The organism is Streptomyces sp. TLI_171 (assembly GCF_003610255.1).
Classification (GTDB): Bacteria; Actinomycetota; Actinomycetes; order Streptomycetales; family Streptomycetaceae; genus Kitasatospora.
The window spans coordinates 3,169,611-3,187,708 of sequence record NZ_RAPS01000001.1 but is presented as its reverse complement, the minus strand read 5'-3'; the positions used below and the strand labels follow the sequence as shown (position 1 = coordinate 3,187,708).

The 18,098-nt window shown below is 73.3% G+C and carries 14 protein-coding genes; 9 read left to right on the top strand and 5 right to left on the bottom strand.

Translation table 11 applies throughout. The features are described from left to right. The first annotated feature begins 44 nt into the window (after positions 1-44). From BX266_RS14440 to BX266_RS14400, 9 genes are all read left to right on the top strand, one after another. Positions 45-3,938 (top strand): DNA-directed RNA polymerase subunit beta', encoded by a 3,894-nt coding sequence (locus BX266_RS14440; RefSeq protein WP_099899961.1) that lies wholly within the window; start codon positions 45-47, stop codon positions 3,936-3,938. A 170-nt stretch (positions 3,939-4,108) separates the two neighbouring features. Continuing rightward, positions 4,109-4,777, top strand: coding sequence for a hypothetical protein (locus BX266_RS14435; protein WP_099899959.1), 669 nt, complete (start codon positions 4,109-4,111; stop codon positions 4,775-4,777). A gap of 101 nt (positions 4,778-4,878) precedes the next feature. Then, entirely contained in the window at positions 4,879-6,333 is a 1,455-nt protein-coding gene (locus BX266_RS14430) for a WGR domain-containing protein (protein WP_099899957.1), read from the top strand. 106 nt (positions 6,334-6,439) lie between these two features. Next, the gene (locus tag BX266_RS14425; RefSeq protein WP_259464699.1) at positions 6,440-7,603 is read left to right on the top strand and encodes a sensor histidine kinase; all 1,164 of its coding nucleotides are present in this window, start codon (positions 6,440-6,442) and stop codon (positions 7,601-7,603) included. A gap of 14 nt (positions 7,604-7,617) precedes the next feature. Beyond that, positions 7,618-8,292: a response regulator transcription factor gene (locus BX266_RS14420; protein WP_099899953.1), complete on the top strand. Its 675-nt coding sequence runs from the start codon at positions 7,618-7,620 to the stop codon at positions 8,290-8,292. A 120-nt stretch (positions 8,293-8,412) separates the two neighbouring features. After that, the gene (locus BX266_RS14415; protein WP_099899951.1) at positions 8,413-8,979 is read left to right on the top strand and encodes a hypothetical protein; all 567 of its coding nucleotides are present in this window, start codon (positions 8,413-8,415) and stop codon (positions 8,977-8,979) included. After that, positions 8,976-9,725 (top strand): Sir2 family NAD-dependent protein deacetylase, encoded by a 750-nt coding sequence (locus BX266_RS14410; protein WP_099899949.1) that lies wholly within the window; start codon positions 8,976-8,978, stop codon positions 9,723-9,725. The genes BX266_RS14415 and BX266_RS14410 overlap by 4 nt, the downstream gene beginning before the upstream one ends. Before the next feature lie 59 nt (positions 9,726-9,784). Continuing rightward, complete coding sequence (locus BX266_RS14405; protein WP_099899947.1) at positions 9,785-10,996, top strand: cytochrome P450; 1,212 nt, start codon at positions 9,785-9,787, stop codon at positions 10,994-10,996. A gap of 14 nt (positions 10,997-11,010) precedes the next feature. Further along, positions 11,011-12,006, top strand: a complete 996-nt coding sequence (locus BX266_RS14400; protein ID WP_099899945.1) for an ADP-ribosylglycohydrolase family protein — start codon at positions 11,011-11,013, stop codon at positions 12,004-12,006. Positions 12,007-12,052: 46 nt separating this feature from the next. On the opposite strand, the gene BX266_RS14395 is transcribed toward BX266_RS14400, so the two are convergent. The 5 genes from BX266_RS14395 to BX266_RS14375 form a co-directional block, all read right to left on the bottom strand. Further along, complete coding sequence (locus BX266_RS14395; RefSeq protein ID WP_099899943.1) at positions 12,053-12,775, bottom strand: VWA domain-containing protein; 723 nt, start codon at positions 12,773-12,775, stop codon at positions 12,053-12,055. Next, positions 12,766-13,833, bottom strand: a complete 1,068-nt coding sequence (locus BX266_RS14390; RefSeq protein ID WP_099899941.1) for an ADP-ribosylglycohydrolase family protein — start codon at positions 13,831-13,833, stop codon at positions 12,766-12,768. The genes BX266_RS14395 and BX266_RS14390 overlap by 10 nt, the downstream gene beginning before the upstream one ends. A gap of 34 nt (positions 13,834-13,867) precedes the next feature. After that, positions 13,868-15,154, bottom strand: a complete 1,287-nt coding sequence (locus tag BX266_RS14385; RefSeq protein WP_099899939.1) for a DUF2786 domain-containing protein — start codon at positions 15,152-15,154, stop codon at positions 13,868-13,870. A gap of 398 nt (positions 15,155-15,552) precedes the next feature. Then, the gene (locus BX266_RS14380; protein WP_107490721.1) at positions 15,553-17,172 is read right to left on the bottom strand and encodes a transporter; all 1,620 of its coding nucleotides are present in this window, start codon (positions 17,170-17,172) and stop codon (positions 15,553-15,555) included. Further along, positions 17,169-17,948, bottom strand: a complete 780-nt coding sequence (locus BX266_RS14375; RefSeq protein WP_099899937.1) for an ABC transporter ATP-binding protein — start codon at positions 17,946-17,948, stop codon at positions 17,169-17,171. Before BX266_RS14375 ends, BX266_RS14380 begins: the two co-directional genes overlap by 4 nt. Positions 17,949-18,098 lie beyond the last annotated feature (150 nt).

Below are 18,098 nucleotides of genomic sequence, written 5' to 3'. Positions count from 1 at the left end.
CCAACAGACAGACTCTCGAATCACGAAAGAGGGCTTGACGACCAGTGCTTGACGTCAACTTCTTCGACGAGCTCCGCATCGGCCTGGCCACCGCCGACGACATCCGCCAGTGGTCGCACGGCGAGGTCAAGAAGCCGGAGACCATCAACTACCGCACCCTGAAGCCCGAGAAGGACGGCCTCTTCTGCGAGAAGATCTTCGGCCCCACCCGGGACTGGGAGTGCTACTGCGGTAAGTACAAGCGCGTCCGCTTCAAGGGCATCATCTGCGAGCGCTGCGGCGTCGAGGTCACTCGCGCCAAGGTGCGCCGTGAGCGGATGGGCCACATCGAGCTGGCCGCCCCCGTCACCCACATCTGGTACTTCAAGGGTGTGCCGTCGCGTCTCGGCTACCTGCTGGACCTGGCGCCGAAGGACCTCGAGAAGGTCATCTACTTCGCCGCCTACATGATCACCTGGGTGGACGACGAGCGCCGTCAGCGCGACCTCCCCTCGCTGGAGGCGCACGTCTCGGTCGAGCGCCAGCAGATCGAGAACCGCCGCGACGCCGACCTGGAGGCCCGGGCCAAGAAGGCCGAGTCCGACCTGGCCGAGCTCGAGGCCGAGGGCGCCAAGGCGGACGTGCGCCGCAAGGTGCGCGAGGGCGCCGAGCGCGAGATGAAGCAGCTCCGCGACCGCACCCAGCGCGAGATCGACCGCCTGGACGAGGTGTGGGCGCGCTTCAAGAACCTCAAGGTCCAGGACCTGGAGGGCGACGAGCTGCTCTACCGCGAGCTGCGCGACCGCTTCGGCACCTACTTCTCCGGCTCGATGGGCGCGGCGGCCCTCAAGGACCGCCTGGAGTCCTTCGACCTGGGCGAGGAGGCCGAGCGCCTCCGCGAGATCATCCGCACCGGCAAGGGCCAGAAGAAGACCCGTGCGCTCAAGCGCCTCAAGGTCGTCTCCGCTTTCCTGCAGACCAGCAACAAGCCCAAGGGCATGGTGCTCGACTGCGTCCCGGTGATCCCGCCGGACCTGCGTCCGATGGTCCAGCTCGACGGTGGCCGCTTCGCCACCTCGGACCTGAACGACCTGTACCGCCGCGTCATCAACCGCAACAACCGCCTGAAGCGGCTTCTCGACCTCGGCGCGCCCGAGATCATCGTGAACAACGAGAAGCGCATGCTGCAGGAGGCGGTCGACGCCCTGTTCGACAACGGCCGTCGCGGCCGTCCGGTCACCGGCCCGGGCAACCGCCCGCTGAAGTCGCTGTCCGACATGCTCAAGGGCAAGCAGGGTCGGTTCCGTCAGAACCTGCTCGGCAAGCGAGTCGACTACTCGGCCCGTTCGGTCATCGTCGTCGGCCCGCAGCTCAAGCTGCACCAGTGCGGTCTGCCGAAGGCCATGGCGCTGGAGCTCTTCAAGCCGTTCGTGATGAAGCGCCTGGTCGACCTGAACCACGCGCAGAACATCAAGTCGGCCAAGCGCATGGTCGAGCGCGCCCGCCCCGTGGTGTGGGACGTCCTCGAAGAGGTCATCGCCGAGCACCCGGTGCTGCTGAACCGTGCGCCCACCCTGCACCGCCTCGGCATCCAGGCCTTCGAGCCGCAGCTGGTCGAGGGCAAGGCCATCCAGATCCACCCGCTCGTCTGCACCGCGTTCAACGCGGACTTCGACGGCGACCAGATGGCCGTGCACCTTCCGCTGTCCGCGGAGGCGCAGGCCGAGGCCCGCATCCTGATGCTGTCCTCGAACAACATCCTGAAGCCGGCCGACGGTCGCCCCGTCACCATGCCGACCCAGGACATGGTGCTGGGCCTGTTCTTCCTCACCTCGGACCGCGAGGAGGTCAAGGGCAAGGGCCGTTCCTTCTCCTCGACCGCCGAGGCGATCATGGCCTTCGACGCCCGCGAGCTGGACGTCCAGGCCCCGATCGACCTGCGCATGGCGGCCGGCACCGTGCCGCCGCGCGGCTGGGTCCCGCCGGTGGACGAGGACGGGCAGCCGACCTGGCACGAGGGCGAGCCGTTCCGGATCACCACCACCCTGGGCCGTGCGCTCTTCAACGAGCTGCTGCCCGAGGACTACCCGTTCGTCGACTACGAGATCGGCAAGAAGCAGCTCTCGGCGATCGTCAACGACCTCGCCGAGCGCTACCCGAAGGTCGTCGTCGCCGCGGCGCTCGACAACCTGAAGGCGGCCGGCTTCCACTGGTCGACCCGTTCAGGTGTCACCGTCTCGATCTCGGACGTCATCGTCCCGCCGAGCAAGCCCGCCATCCTGGAGGGCTACGAGGCGCAGGCGGAGAAGGTCCAGCGTCAGTACGAGCGCGGTCTGATCACCGACAACGAGCGCAAGTCCGAGCTGATCGGCATCTGGACCCGCGCGACCAACGAGGTCGCCGACGCGATGGCCGCGAACTTCCCGAAGACGAACCCCATCTTCATGATGGTCGACTCGGGCGCGCGCGGAAACATGATGCAGATGCGTCAGATCGCCGGTATGCGTGGTCTGGTGTCGAACGCGAAGAACGAGACCATCGCGCGTCCCATCAAGGCCTCGTTCCGTGAGGGCCTGTCCGTGCTGGAGTACTTCATCTCCACCCACGGTGCCCGTAAGGGTCTGGCCGACACCGCGCTGCGCACCGCCGACTCGGGTTACCTGACCCGTCGTCTGGTGGACGTCTCGCAGGACGTGATCATCCGCGAGGAGGACTGCGGCACCGAGCGCGGCCTCAAGCTGGAGATCGGCCAGGTCGGTGCGGACGGTGTGCTGCGCAAGGCCGACGACGTCGAGACCAGCGTGTACGCCCGCATGCTCGCCGAGGACATCACCGTCGACGGCAAGCTGATCGCCACCGCCAACACCGACCTCGGCGACGTCCTGATGGACGAGCTGATCCGGCACGGCGTGAGCTCGGTCAAGGTCCGCTCGATCCTGACCTGCGAGTCCGCGGTCGGCACCTGTGCCTTCTGCTACGGCCGCTCGCTGGCCACCGGCAAGCTGGTCGACATCGGTGAGGCGGTCGGCATCATCGCCGCCCAGTCCATCGGTGAGCCCGGCACCCAGCTGACCATGCGTACCTTCCACACCGGTGGTGTGGCCGGTGACGACATCACGCAGGGTCTGCCCCGTGTCGTCGAGCTCTTCGAGGCCCGTACCCCCAAGGGTGTGGCCCCGATCTCGGAGGCGCAGGGCCGGGTCCGGATCGAGGACACCGAGAAGACCCGCAAGGTCGTCGTCACGCCGGACGACGGCACCGACGAGATCGCCTACCCGGTCTCCAAGCGCGTCAAGCTGCTGGTCAGCGAGGGCGAGGCGGTCGAGGTCGGCCAGAAGCTGACCGTCGGCGCGACCAACCCGCACGACGTGCTGCGGATCATGGGCCAGCGTGCCGTCCAGATCCACCTGGTGGCCGAGGTCCAGAAGGTCTACAACTCGCAGGGTGTGTCGATCCACGACAAGCACATCGAGATCATCATCCGGCAGATGCTCCGCCGCGTGACGATCATCGAGTCGGGCGACGCCGAGCTGCTGCCGGGCGAGCTGGTCGAGCGCGGCCGCTTCGAGCAGGAGAACCGTCGCGTGGTCTCCGAGGGCGGTCACCCCGCCTCCGGCCGTCCGCAGCTGATGGGTATCACCAAGGCCTCGCTGGCCACCGAGTCCTGGCTGTCGGCCGCCTCCTTCCAGGAGACGACCCGGGTGCTCACCGACGCGGCGATCCACGCCAAGTCGGACCCGCTGCTGGGCCTCAAGGAGAACGTCATCCTCGGCAAGCTCATCCCGGCCGGTACGGGTCTGCCCCGCTACCGCAACATCCGGGTCGAGCCGACCGAGGAGGCCAAGGCCGCGATGTACTCGGCCGTCGGCTACGACGACTACGACCTGTCGCCGTTCGGCGCGGGCTCCGGTCAGGCCGTCCCGCTGGACGACTACGACTACGGCCCGTACACCGGCTGATCGGTCACCGATCGAACCGCAGGGCGGTCACCCCACTCGGGGTGGCCGCCCTGCGGCGTTCCACCTAGGGGATCCCCCTGGGGGAGGAGGCGGGCGAACCACTCCCGCGGGGGAGGCGGGCGATTCAGGGGCCGCGGGAGACTGGGGACACGTCGAGAAGGAGGCCCGCGGTGAAGCGGACGGTGGGGGCGGCAGCGGTCCTGGGACTGCTGCTGGTGGGGGCGGTGGGCTGCGGCCCGTGGGACGACCAGCGCAAGACGGTGTCGTACGAAGTGCCCGGTCGGATCACCGAGTTGGTGGTGGACGGCGAGGTCGGCGGGATCGAGGTGCGGGCCGCGGACGGGCCGGCTCAGGTGATCGAGAAGCGCACCTGGAAGGACGAGGAGCCGCAGCCCACGCACACCCTGGAGGGCGGGGTGCTGAAGCTGACGTACTCCTGCTCGCAGTGCGGCGTCGGCTACGAGGTGCGGGTCCCGGCCGGGACGAAACTCCGGCTGACCGAGACCACCGGCGGCATCGTGCTGCGCGGCATGGCGGGCGACATCCGGGCGCAGACCGTCACCGGAGGCGTCGAGGGGACGGGCCTGCGGGCCGCCGACGTCACCCTGGAGGCCACCACCGGCGGGGTGTCGGCGCAGTTCGCCGCCGCTCCGACCAGGGCGGAACTGCGCACCGAGACCGGCGGGGTGGAGCTGACGGTGCCCGCCGGGGAGAGCTACTCGGTGGACGCGCACGCGGAGACCGGCGGCACCGAGGTGAGCGTCCCCACGCAGGCCGGCGCGGCCCGCAGCCTGGTCGCGAAGGCCCATACCGGGGGCGTGAAGGTGACCACCGGCTGATCGCCAACTGTCGGTGGCAGGGCCTAGATTGATGGGTGTCGGCAGGTGGCGAGGGCCCCGCCGGCAACCCCCCGAAGTCTTGCCCGAAAGGGGCGTCGGCCATGTCTGCCACCGTTTCCGCGGACCCGCAGGTGACCTACCTGGAGCTCTCCGAGGACCAGGGAAGTGCCCACAAGTTCTACGAAGTCCGGCTCGTGGACGCGGAGTTGACGATCCGCTACGGCCGGATCGGGGAGCCCGGCACGGCGAAGACCACCAGCTACCCGAGCGCCGAGAAGGCGGCCGCCGCGGCGGCCAAGAAGATCGGCGAGAAGGTCCGCAAGGGCTACGCCCCGGCGGTCCAGGGGGTGCGCCAGCGCCGGTCGGTGACGCGCCGCCAGATCACCTCGACCCGCTCCACCGCCCGCCAGGCCCCGCTGCTGTGGCGCTTCCGCTCCGGCTCGCCCGCCTTCGGGGTGTACGTCGGCGAGGAGCACGCCTGGGTCGGCAACGAGAGCGGCGACGTGTACACCCTCACCCGGGACGGCGAGGTGACCGCCCGCTACGGCCTGCCGGACGGCGTCAAGTGCATCGTCGCCGACGACTGGTGGATCTACGCGGGCTGCGACGACGGCAAGGTGTACGACCTCGGCGGCAAGGTCCCGCGGGTGGCGTACGAGATCGCCCAGGACGTCGACATCTACTGGCTGGACATCCACGACGGCGTGCTCGGCGTCGCCGACGAGCGCGGCGGCCTGACCACCGTCGACCACGAGGACGAGTTCCAGTGGCGGCGGCAGGCCGACGGCCGCTCCGGCTGGATGGTGCGCTGCGACGCCGAGTCCGTCTACCACGGCTACTCGGCGGGCGTGGCGCGGTACGCCGGGCGCGGCGGCGACCAGCTCTGGCACACCGCCACCAAGGGCCAGGTGCTGTTCGGCTGGCAGGAGCGCGAGGAGGTGTTCGCCGGCACCTCGCAGGGCTGGGTGCACCGGCTGCGCAAGTCCGACGGGTCGGAGGCCGCCGCCTACAAGTGCGACGCCGCGGTGTTCTCCTGCGCGGCCTCCCCGGACGGGGAGTTCGTGTTCGCGGGCGACAACCACTCGTCCGTCTACTGCTTCGCCGCCGACGGCACCCGGCTGTGGAAGCTGGGCACCGGCTGCGGCTCGGCGTACAGCATGCAGTACCGCGACGGGCGGCTGTACCTGGTCACCACCGACGGCTCGCTGGCCTGCCTGGACGCCTCCCAGGGCGCGGTGCAGGCCGCCGAGCAGGGCACCCTGCCCGCCACCGCCGAGGTGACCGGCGCGGGCGTCGAACGGGTGGCGGCCGGCGCCGAGCTGGAGACCGTCAGCGTCGCCGCGGTGACCTCCGGCTCCGGCGTCGAGGTGGAGTGCGTCGCCGAGGGCGGCCGGCTGCGGGTCCGGGTGGTCTCGCCCGGCTACGACTCCGCGATGCGGGTGCAGTTCCCGAAGGACGTCCGGATCGCCGGCGCGCGCTACCTGGTCGCCGAGGTGCGCCAGTCCGAGTCCGGCGGGTTCTACCGGGCCCGGGGCGAGATCAAGCGGCTGCTGTGAGGTCCTGACGCGTGCTCAGGGGGCGCTCCCGGTCGGGGGCGCCCCCTCGCGTTCGCGGCGGGACCGGCGTGCGGCGGCCGGCCGAGGATGCGAGAGGATGCGCGACATGGGGAAGTGGACGGAACACCTGCTGGCCTGGGGGAGGGCCCGGCCGTGGGTGGTGGACGGACTGCTGGTGGCGGTGGCCGCCGGCATCTCGCTCTGGGGGGTGTACAACGACCCGGTCGACGCCGAACGGCAGTGGTGGGCCTACGCGCTGGCGCTCGGCGGGTCGCTGCCGCTGTGGTGGCGACGCCGCTGCCCCTGGGCGGTGATGCTGGCCTGCGCGGCGCCCACCATGGCGCTGTCGGTGCTGGCGCACTTCGCCATGCCGCAGGTCCAGGTCGCCATGGCGGTCGGGATCTACACCCTCGCCGACCGCGGCCGGGACTGGCAGCGCGCCGTGCTGCTGACCGTCGCCGTGCTGGGCAACGTGCTCGGCACCCGCTCGTTCGGCGGCATGCTGTTCAGCCTGGTGGTGTCCGTCGGCAGCTTCGTCTTCGGCTCCCTGGTCCGGGAGTTGCGGCGGCTGGCCGGCGTCGAGGCCGAACGGGCCCGGCAGGTCGGCCTGGCGGCCGCCAGCGACGCCGCCCGCGCCGTCGCCGAGGAGCGCGCCCGGATCGCCCGCGAGATGCACGACATCCTCGCCCACGCGGTCTCGCTGATGGTCGTCCAGGCGGAGGCCGGGCCGCTCGTCGTGCACAGCAGCCCCGACCGGGCGGTCCGCGCGTTCGACGCCATCGCCGACTCCGGGCGCGACGCGATGGTCCAGCTCCGGCGCGTCCTCGGCGTGCTGAAACAGGACGACGCGGCGCCCGCACTCGCCCCGCAGCCCCGGCTGGCCGAACTCGCGGGCGTGCTCGACCGGGTCCGGGAGTCCGGGGTGGCCGTCGACGCCCGCATCGAGGAGGCCGGGCCCGCCGAGGTCCAGGCCGCCGCCTACCGGATCGTCCAGGAAGCCCTCACCAACGTGGTCAAGCACGCGGGCGCCCGGCGCGTCACCGTCCGGGTGGCCGTCCGGGACGGCGGACTGCTGGCCGTCGAGGTCGCGGACGACGGCGCCGGCCCCGCACCCGTCCCGGTCGGCGCCGGCATCGACGGACGCTCGGGCGGACGGGGCCTGCTCTCCATCCGCGAACGCGCGGCAGCCTGCGGCGGTAGCGCCGAGACCGGGCCCCGGGTCGACGGGCCCGGATATCTGGTGGCGGCCGTCCTGCCGCTCAACGCCTGAGAGAGGAACCGGAGTTGACCATACGAGTAGTGATCGCCGACGACCAGGAACTGGTCCGGGCCGGCTTCGGCATGATCCTCGACGCCCAGCCCGACATCGCGGTCGTCGCCGAGGTCGGCGACGGGCAGCAGGCGATCGACGCCGTCCGCGACCACACCCCCGACGTCCTGCTGCTGGACGTCCGGATGCCCGTCATGGACGGCCTGGAAGCCGCTCGGCGGGTCTGCGCGGAGTTCCCCGACTGCAAGGTGATCATGCTGACCACCTTCGACGTGGACGACTACGTCTTCGACGCGCTGTACGCCGGAGCCAGCGGCTTCCTGCTCAAGGACGTCCGCCGCGACGACCTCGCGCACGCCGTCCGGGTGGTCACCTCCGGCGAGGCCCTGCTCGCCCCCTCCGTCACCCGCCGCGTCATCGGCGAGGTCACCGCCCGCAAGGCCGGCGGCGCCCTCGCCGTCTCCCGACCGCTCGGCCGGCTGCTCGGCTCGCTGACCGCCCGCGAACTCGAGACCCTCCGCCTGGTCGCCCGCGGCATGTCCAACGCGGAGATCGCCGCGGCCCTGGTGGTCAGCGAACACACCGTCAAGACCCACGTCAGCAACCTCCTCCAGAAACTGGGACTGCGCGACCGCGTCCACGCCGTGGTCTTCGCCTACGAGGCGGGCGCGGTGACGGCCGGGGAGTGAACGGCGGCTCCGTCGCACGGGGGAGGCCCGGGATTCGCCGGTGCGGGGGAGGTGCGGCGCGGGCCGGCACGGGAGGGTTGGGGGTGTCGGGAAGGGCACTCTCACAAGGGGGTTGGGACGATGGTGCTGGGCTGGTCGGCGGGGCTGCTGGCGGTGTACGGGCTGGTGCGCCTGGTGCCGGGTTCGCGGGGCGTGGGCGCGGGGTGGATGCTCGGGCACCTCGCGCTGTTCGCGGCGCTGGTGCTGCTGGGCATCGGGCTCGCCGAGCTGCGCCGGCGCGCAGGGCGGCGCGGGGTGTGGGGCCGGGTCTGGCTGGCGGTCGGCTGGGCGGGCACCGCGGCGGGCCTGGCGCAGACCGGGATCGACCTGTACGTCGGTGCGGTGGCGCGGGACGCCGCCGAGAAGTCCGACCTGTTCGACCGGGTGCAGGCGGTGCCGGGGGTGCTGCCGCTGGTGTACACGGTCGTCCCGATGTTCCTGTACGTCGGCCTGATCGCGCTGCTGGTCCGGCTGACGATCCTTCGCCTCGCGCCGTGGTGGAGCCCGGCGCTGGTGCTGCTGGGCACCCTGGCCATGGGCGCCTCGCTGGACTTCCTGGCGGTCGGCGCGGGCCTGTACCTGGTGGCGTTCCTGCCGGTGATAAGCAGTGGTCGCCGGCGGCCGCAGGCCGTACCGTCCGGGGCATGAGCGAGAAGCGTCCGCTGGTGGCGGTGTTGACGGGGGCGGGGATCTCCACGGACTCGGGAATCCCCGACTACCGCGGCCCGCAAGGGCTCTGGCAGCGCGACCCGAGCGCGCAGGAGCTGGTGACGATCGGCCCGTACCTGGCGAGCACCGAGGTGCGGCGCCGGTCCTGGCTGATGCGGCGGGACGTCGGCGCGCTGGACGCGAAGCCGAACGCCGGGCACCGCGCGCTGGTGGAGCTGGAGCGGGCCGGGGTGCCGCTGCGGGTGCTGACGCAGAACGTCGACGGCCTGCACCAGGCGGCCGGACTGACGGCCCGCAAGGTGATCGAGCTGCACGGCACGGCGGCCGAGGTGCAGTGCGTCCGGTGCCGGGTGGTCGGCCCGATGGCGGCGGCGCTGGAGCGGGTCGCGGCGGGCGAGGCCGACCCGGCGTGCAAGGAGTGCGGCGCGGTGCTGCGGCCCCGCACGGTGATGTTCGGCGAGGCGCTGGACGAGCGGGTGCTCGACCAGGCGGACGCGGTGGCCAAGGCGTGCCAGGTGTTCCTCGCGGTCGGCACCTCGCTGCAGGTGCGGCCCGCGGCGCTGCTGCCGCGGATCGCCGTGGAGCACGGCGCCAAGCTGATCGTGGTCAACGGCGAGGGGACCCCGTACGACGGTGAGGCCGCCGAGGTGATCCGGGAGCCGATCTCCGAGGCGCTGCCGAAGCTGGTGCGCCGCCTGGTCGACGGAGACCTGGCCGCTCTCTGAGCCGCCCCGCCCGTCGGGCCGCATAGCATGGGCGGCCCGACGAGCAGGGAGGACGGTCCATGACGATCGACGCCTTCGACCCGTGGTCCGCCGCGTTCGTGGCCCACCCGTACCCGGCGTACGCCGCGCTGCGCGCGCAGGCGCCCGTGCACCACTACGCGCCGACCGACCAGTGGCTGATCTCCCGCTACGCGGACGTCAGCTCGCTGCTGCGGGACCGCCGGCTGGGCCGCACCTACACCCACCGGTTCACCCACGAGGAGTTCGGGCGGCCCGCGCCGAACCCGGCGCACGAGGCGTTCCACATCCTCAACGACCACGGGCTGCTCGACCTGGAGGGGCCGGACCACACCCGGATCCGGCGGCTGGTGTCCAAGGCGTTCACCCCGCGGATGGTCGAGTCGCTGCGGCCCACCGTGCGGCGGCTGGCCGAGGACCTGGTGGACGGGCTGCTCGCGGAGGGCGGCGGCGACCTGATCGCGACGGTCGCCGAGCCGCTCCCGGTCGCGGTGATCGCCGAGATGCTGGGCGTCCCCGAGTCGGACCGGCACCTGCTGCGCCCGTGGTCCGCCGACATCACCGGCATGTTCGAACTCAACCCGAGCGAGCAGACCGCCCGGCGCGCCGTCACCGCCAGCATCGAGTTCTCGGACTACCTCCGGGAGTTGATCCGCCGCCGGCGCGCCGCCCCGGGCCCCGACCTGATCAGCGCGCTGGCCCTGGCCGCCGAGGACGGGCAGGTACTCAGCGAGCAGGAGACGGTCTCCACCTGCGTGCTGCTGCTGAACGCCGGCCACGAGGCCACCGTCAACACCACCGGCAACGGCTGGTGGGCGCTGCTGCGCAACCCCGGCGAACTCGCCCGGCTGCGCGGCGCGGTGGACGCCCTGCTGCCCACCGCCATTGAGGAGCTGATGCGGTACGACACCCCGCTGCAGATGTTCGAACGCTGGGTGCTGGACGACATCGAGGTCGCCGGCGTGCACATCCCGCGCGGCGCCGAGGTGGCGCTGCTGTTCGGCTCCGCCAACCGCGACCCCGAACGCTTCCCCGACCCGGACCGGCTGGACCTCGCCCGGGCCGACAACCCGCACATCACCTTCGGCGCCGGAATTCACTTCTGTCTCGGCGCTCCGCTTGCCAGACTCGAACTCACCGAGTCCTACGGCGCACTGCTCCGCAAGGCCCCCGGGCTGACGCTGCGGCGCGAGCCCGACTGGCGCCCCGGCTACGTGATCCGGGGGCTGAAGGAACTGCTGGTCGAGATCTGAGAGGGGAACGCGTCATGGGGCGGGCGACCGGAGCGATGCTGGGGCTGGCGATCGGCGACGCGCTGGGCAAGCGGACCGAGTTCCTGAACCTGCGGGAGATCGGACTGCTGCACGCCGACTGGCGGCAGCTCCCGCTGCCGAAGAAGGCCCAGGTCACCGACGACACCCAGATGACCCTGGCGCTCGCCCGCGCCCTGCGCGACGCCCTCGCGGACGGCCCGCTGGTGCCGCTGCGCCTCGAACTCCCGCTGCGCGAGGAGTTCGTGGAGTGGTGGCGCTCTCCGGACAACAACCGCGCCCCCGGCATGACCTGCCTGCGCTCCTGCTTCCGGCTGTCCACCGGCCGCGCCTGGCAGGACGCCAGCGACATCGGCTCCAAGGGCTGCGGCGCCAACATGCGGGTCGCCCCGCTCGGCCTGGTCCGCGAGCTGACCGACCGGCAGGTCTCCGGCGCCTCCCAGCTGCAGTCCGGCCTGACCCACGGCCACCCCACCGCGCTCGCCGCCAGCGAGCTCACCGCGTTCACCGTCCGCTGGCTCGCCCAGGGCGTCGACCCGGCCGAGCTGCCCACCCGGCTGCGCGCCCACGCCCACGAACAGCGCACCCGCTACGACGAGTTCTGGCTCGGCGACCTCGCCTCGCGGGACCACTTCGGCAGCCCCGAGGAGTTCATCGCCCGCGGCTGGGACGAGAGCCTGCGCGCCCTGGACCGGCTCGACGCCGCGCTCGCCGCCCGCGAGCTCGACGCCGACCCGTGCGAGCGCACCGGCGAGGGCTGGGTCGCCGAGGAGGCCTTCGCCACCGCCCTGCTCTGCTTCCTGCTGCTTCCCGACGACCCGGAGGCGGCGGTCCGCCGGGCCGCCGTCTCCTCCGGCGACTCCGACTCGCTGGCCTGTCTGGCCGGTGCGTTCGCCGGTGCCCGGCACGGCGAAGCCGCCTGGCCGCAGGACTGGATCGACCGGATCGAGTACCGCGACGAACTCCTCGCCTTCGGCGCCCTCTGGGACTGACCGGGACACCACCCCGCGGCGGCCGGACGCGGCGCAGGGAGGGCGGTCAGCGACCGTCCAGGATTCCGGCCGCCCCGGCCGCTGCCAGCCACTCGGGGAATCCGGTCAGCAGGCGGTCGTACAGCTCGGCGTCGCCAACGGACCGAGGGTCGCGGCCGGCCGCGAAGAACCCGGCGTTGTCCACCGGCCGCCGGGCAGGGACGGGCAGTTCGTCGAGCCGGTGCAGGAAGGCGAACTCCTGGACGTCCGGGTCGCCGAAGCCCACGAACTGCCAGTAGACGGGGAGTTCGGCGGCCAGGCAGAGCAGGTCCCGGGCCGCCGGACGCGAGCTCGGCCCGCCGTCGGTCTGGAACACCACCAGGGCCGGTTCGGTGGAGCCGGAGAGCTGGTAGTGCCGGATCACGGCCTTCATCGCCAGGTGGTAGTTGGTCCGCCCCATGGGCCCGTAGGAGGAGTGCAACCTACCGATCCGGTCCCGGTGGTCGTCGAGCGAGATCTCGGCGACGCCGTCCACCTCGGTGGAGAAGAACACCACCGGCACCCGCCCGTCGTCGTCCAGGTGTGCGGAGAGCGCCAGTACCTGCTCGGCGAAGTGCTGGACGGTCCCGGAGCGGTAGTACGGTCGCATCGAGCCGGACCGGTCGAGCACCAGGTAGACGGCGGCCCGGGTGTCCTGCAGCCCGACCTTCGCCAGGCTGACCCGCGCGGACTTGTACAGGCTCACCAGCCCCGGCGCGGTCGCCGTCACCTTCTCGAGGCTCAGCGCCACGGCTCCGCCCCCGGCCCGGAAGCGCGACCCGCAGCCGCGTCGGATGACGGGTAACGGTCGGCGAGTGCGGCCCGGTCGCCGCGCGCGAAGGCCACCAGGTCGTCCGCCACCCGGAGCACCACCTCCCGGCCCTCCACCAGCGCGCACCAGTCCGCGGGCAGCCCCGCCAGGCCGTACAGCGCGCCCACCAGGTTGCCGCACACCGCGCCGGTCGAGTCGCTGTCGCCCGAGTGGTTCACCGACAGCACCAGCGCCTCCCGGGCGTCCGCGCCCGCCAGCGCCGCGTACACCGCGATCGCCAGGCACTCCTCGGCGATCCAGCCCAGCCCGACCCGCTCCACCGCCTCCGCGGAGCCCGGCCCCTCCTCGGCCACCCGCACCGCCCGGCGCAGCGCCTGCGCCGTCTCCCGGCCGGACGGCTGCGCCTCCACCTGCAGCACCGTCGCGTCCACCGCGGCCCGCAGCGGCGCACCCGCCGCCACCCGCTCCACCAGCGCCGCGAAGGAGCCCGCCGCCAGGTAGCCGGTCGGGTGACCGTGCGTCAGCTGCGCGGCCACCGCGGCCTGCCGGAACGCCTCCTGCGGGCCCAGGCCGAGCAGTCCGAAGGGCGCCGAGCGCATCACCGTCCCGCAGCCCTTGGAGTGCGGGTTCACCGGGCCCTCCTGCCCGAATGGGGCGGCCGCCCGGTAGTCCACGGCCACGCCCGACATGCAGGCGCCGCCCGGGGCGCGCGAGGCGTAGAGGAAGTCCTGCGCGGCCAGCCAGCCGTCCGGGTCCCGGCCCGGCCCGGGGAGGCGCTGGGTGAGGAACCACCGCCGGTACGCCGCGTGCAGGTCCTCGGGGCGGCCGCCGCGCAGCAGGCCCTCCGCGGTGAACAGCGTCATCTGCGTGTCGTCGGTGACCTGCCCGCCGCGCCCGGCGTCCGCCAGGTCCGCCAGCCCGGACGGGCCGAAGTCGCGGCGGATCGCCTCCAGGTGGAGGAACTCCACCGGCCAGCCCAGTGCGTCGCCCAGCGCCCCGCCGAGCAGCGATCCGCGTACCCGATCCGTGAACTCCACCTGTCCGCCCCCTCGTGCCGCGACTGACGGTCCGTCAGCGCTCGATCCGACCCGAACCCCGGTGCAGCGACGCCCGGTCGGCGGCGGCCCGGCCCTCGACCCAGCCCTCGCCGTCACTCACCCGCACCCGCTGCGACACCAGTTTCGGGAACATCCTGCCAACCGCGTCCTCCACCGCCTCCGCCCGGGCCGCCAGTACCGGCAGCAGCCCCCCGCCGGGGGCGGGCAGCCGGACCCCGTCCGCGCCGCCGTCCTCGCCGTGCACCGGCCGCCCGGCCGCCGCGTCCTCGGTGGCGCGCTCGGTGGCGTCCGCCAACCGCTCCCGGATCCGCGCCGCGTACGCCACCAGGAACGACTGCCGGAACGCCTTGGTGCGCGCCGCCCCGTCCTTGTGCTTGCGGCTGCCCGCCCGGTGCATCGCCGCCGTCGCCTGCACCAGCAGCGAGGTGTACAGCAGCTCCACCGCGTCCAGGTCCGCGTCGAACCCGATCACGGTGCAGAACCCGAACTCCTTCGCCCACACCACCCGGCACCGGTTCGCCGCCGCCACCGCGTCCAGCAGCATCGTCTTGGGGCCCTCGTACGGGTTGTCCACGCCGATCCGGATCGCGCCCGGATCGTCCGCCGACGGCCCGCCGGACGCCGACAGCAGCGCCTCGTCGATCGAGTGACGCGCCATCAACTCCTGCGCCTTCGCGGTCAGCGCCTCCGCCTCGTCCGGGAAGTCGGTCGACTCGGCCTTCGCCAGCAGCGCCCGGATCCGGCCCAGCATCCGCGGCTCGTCGGCCCGCGGCGCACCCGCCCGCGGCGCGGACTGCCCCGGCACCGACCCGACCGGCGTCACCGGAGGCAGCAGCGCCCACACCCGCAGCAGCTCCAGCGCCGCCGTCGCCAGCGCGAAGCGGTCCAGCCGGTGCCGGGACGCGAACTCGCCCAGGAACGCCTCGTCGGACGGCCACCACTGCTCCGCCTCCAGCTCCCGCAGCTGCTCGCGCCAGCGGCGGTCCAGGGCCGCGGCCGGGTGCCGGCGGGACTCCGCCGCGATCAGGTCCACCGCCAGCGCGACCTGCACCGGGCCCAGCTCGCGCCGCGCCACCCGCACCAGGTCCGCCGGACGCCACCCCGCCGCCCAGCACCGGCCCACCGAGCGCTCCGCGAACGCCAGCAGCGCCCGGCTCACCGCCGGCCACCGCTCGACCGAGGCCGCCAGCCCCGACGCCGCCCCGTCCACCACGAACTCCAGCCCCCCGGCCGGCGCCGCCAGCACCCGGCCCACCGCCTCCGCCACCAGCTCGTCCACGGGCTGATCGGTGCTGGCCACGGCGGTTCCTGCTTCCTGCGGGAGACGAGGGGGTTCGCCCTCCATGATGCCGGACCGGCCCGTGGTGCCCGGCCGGCCTCGGAGCCCCAGCGTGCTCCGGCCCCGGGCGATCCGGTCCTGCGGAGCGGTCCCGTCGCGGGCGAGCAGGGCGAGCAGGGCGGCGCCGTCCGGAAGGCGGACGGCGAGCTCCTGGGCGAGGTCGAGTTCGACGGTCCCGGCGAGCTGCGGGTCGAGCGCCCGGACCGCGGCGATCCACGGTCGGGGCCGACCTGCGCGTCGAGGAGCTGCTCGGGCGCCATGAAGACCGGCGTGCCCACCATGCCGTCCCTCCCCAGGGTGCCCGGGAAAGGGCCGGGCGCGCAGCATGACAGCGGCGCGCCCGGGGAGTTGAGGGCGGGTCAGCGCTCGATCACCCGGGCGAGGATCTCGGGGGCGCGGGCGAGCAGCGCGCGGGAGGCGATCCGGATGCCGAGCAGGGCCAGCAGGGCGCCGTAGAGCACGCCCACCGGGAGCACCGGCCAGGCCGGGTGGTGGTCGAGCAGCAGGTAGCCGAGCAGCGCGCCGACCGGCAGGCAGCACAGCGCGACGCCGACCATCGAACCGAACGCGTTGGCCATCACGACGCCGTTCTGCCCGGGGGCGGCGTTGCGCATCGGGTTGCCGTCCGCGGGCAGCGCGAACGGGGCGTACACGCTGAACAGGCAGCCCAGGCCGAGGCTGGTGCCGAACGCGGCGAGGGCCAGGCCGAGGGCGGGCGCGAGGTCGCCCCAGCCGCCGGTGACGGCGGCGACCACGGGGGCGAGCAGCACCAGCACCGGCAGGCCGTACGCGAGGACCGCGAGCACCCGCCCGCGCAGTTCGTCGCGGGCGTCCTGACGGGTGGTCAGGGTGGCGGCGACCATCCAGAACCCGGAGCCGTCCATGCCGAACAGGTTGCCGCCCTGCAGGCCGAGCATCAGCCCGCCGGCCGCGATCACGTACACCGAGCCCCAGCCCTGGACCACCGACAGCACCGCGAACACGCCGGTCATGCCGATGCCGGTGAAGATCGCGGCCTTGGCCCGCGGCTCCCGCCAGGCGTACCGCAGGTGCCGCTGGGCGACCGCGCCGACCCGGCCGGCGGGCAGCAGCCGCCAGCCGCGGGCGGCCCGGGTGGAGGCGGCGGGGGAGGTCTCCACCAGGGTGGAGGAGTCGCCGGTGACCATCAGGTCCTGCAGGCTGCGCAGCCACCAGCGCAGCAGCACGGCCAGCAGGCCCGCGGTGAGCGCCAGTTGGAGGGCCGCGACCAGGTAGGCGCCCTCCCCGGCGGAGCGCACCGCGTCGATCGCGGCGACCGGCGGGATCCACCGCACCACCGAGGCGTACGGGTGCAGCACCGACAGGTCGACGCCCTTGCCGGAGCCGTTCAGCGAGCTCTGCACGCCCAGGTTGCCGAGCTGCACCAGCACCGCGAACAGCAGTCCGCCGAAGATGGCGAAGTCCTTGCCGCGCCGGCTGGACAGCACCCGGGCGTTGCCGGCCGCCACCGCCCGGGTCAGCGCGATCAGGGTGAGCAGGGTCAGCGGCACCGCCGCCACCGCGACGGTCAGCGAGGCGGCGCCGCGCCCGGCGGCGGCCGCGGCGCCGGCCAGCAGCAGCCCGTTGATCAGCGGGCCGGGGCCGATCAGGCTGCCGAGCAGGGTGCCGCGCAGCAGCGCGGGCGGCCGCAGCGGCAGCATGGTGAGCCGGGTCGGGTCGCCGCTCTCGTCGCCGGAGAAGAAGAACAGCGGCATGGCGGCCCAGCAGACCGTCAGCCCGGCAGTGAGCACCGCGGCCGCGTCGGCCGCGCCGGCCCGGCCGTGCAGCACCACCAGCCCGGCCGCGGCGGACAGGCCGATCAGCAGGCCGAACGCGGTGCCGAGGACGTACCCGGCGGCGCGGCCGGGGCTGCGCCGCAGCCCGTTGCGCAGCAGCCGGACCTTGAGCGAGACGAGGGCGCGGACGACGGCGCGGTCGTCGGGGGCGACGGCGGTGCTCACCGGTGGCCCCCACCGAGCCAGCCGAGCGCCTGGCCGTCGTCCTCGCGGACCCCGACCAGTCCGAGGAACGCCTGGTGCAGCGAGGTGGCGCCGCGGACCTGGTCGATCGGCCCGGCAGCCACCACCTGCCCGGCGTTGACCACCGCGACCCAGTCGCACAGCGACTCGACGAGCTCCATCACGTGGCTGGAGAACACCACGGTGGAGCCGGAGCCCGCGTACCGGGTGAGCACGCCGCGGATGGTCTGCGCGGAGACCGGGTCGACGCCCTCGAACGGTTCGTCGAGGAACAGCACGTCGGGGTTGTGCAGCAGCGCGGCGGCCAGGCCGATCTTCTTGCGCATGCCGGTCGAGTAGTCGGCGACCAGCTTGCCCGCGGCGCCGGTCAGGTCGAGCACGGCCAGCAGTTCCTCGGCGCGCCGGTCGGTCTCGGGGCCGGGCAGTCCGCGCAGCCGTCCGTTGTACTGCAGCAGTTCGCGTCCGCTGAGCCGCTCGAACATCCGCAGCCCCTCGGGCAGGATGCCGATCCTGGCCTTGACCGCGACCGGGTCCTGCCAGACGTCGGCGCCGTGCACCAGCACCGTGCCCCGGTCGGGGCGGAGCAGGCCGGTGACCATCGACAGCGTGGTGGTCTTGCCGGCGCCGTTCGGACCGACCAGGCCGATGAACGAACCGGCGGGCAGGTCGAGGTTCAGCCCGGCGACGGCGGTCTGCGCGCCGAAGCGCTTCCACAGGTCGCGGATCGAGACGGCGGGCGGCGGGGTGGTCGCCTCCATGGCGGGGCACTCCTTGTCGGGGTCGGTGCGGCTGGGTCCGGAGCGGTCCGGAGGCGTCCGGAGCGGGCCCGTCACCCGACCCTATGATCGTTCCGCCGCCCCGTCCCATCCCCCGTTCGGCGGTACTGGTACCCCGTCGGCAACTACCTG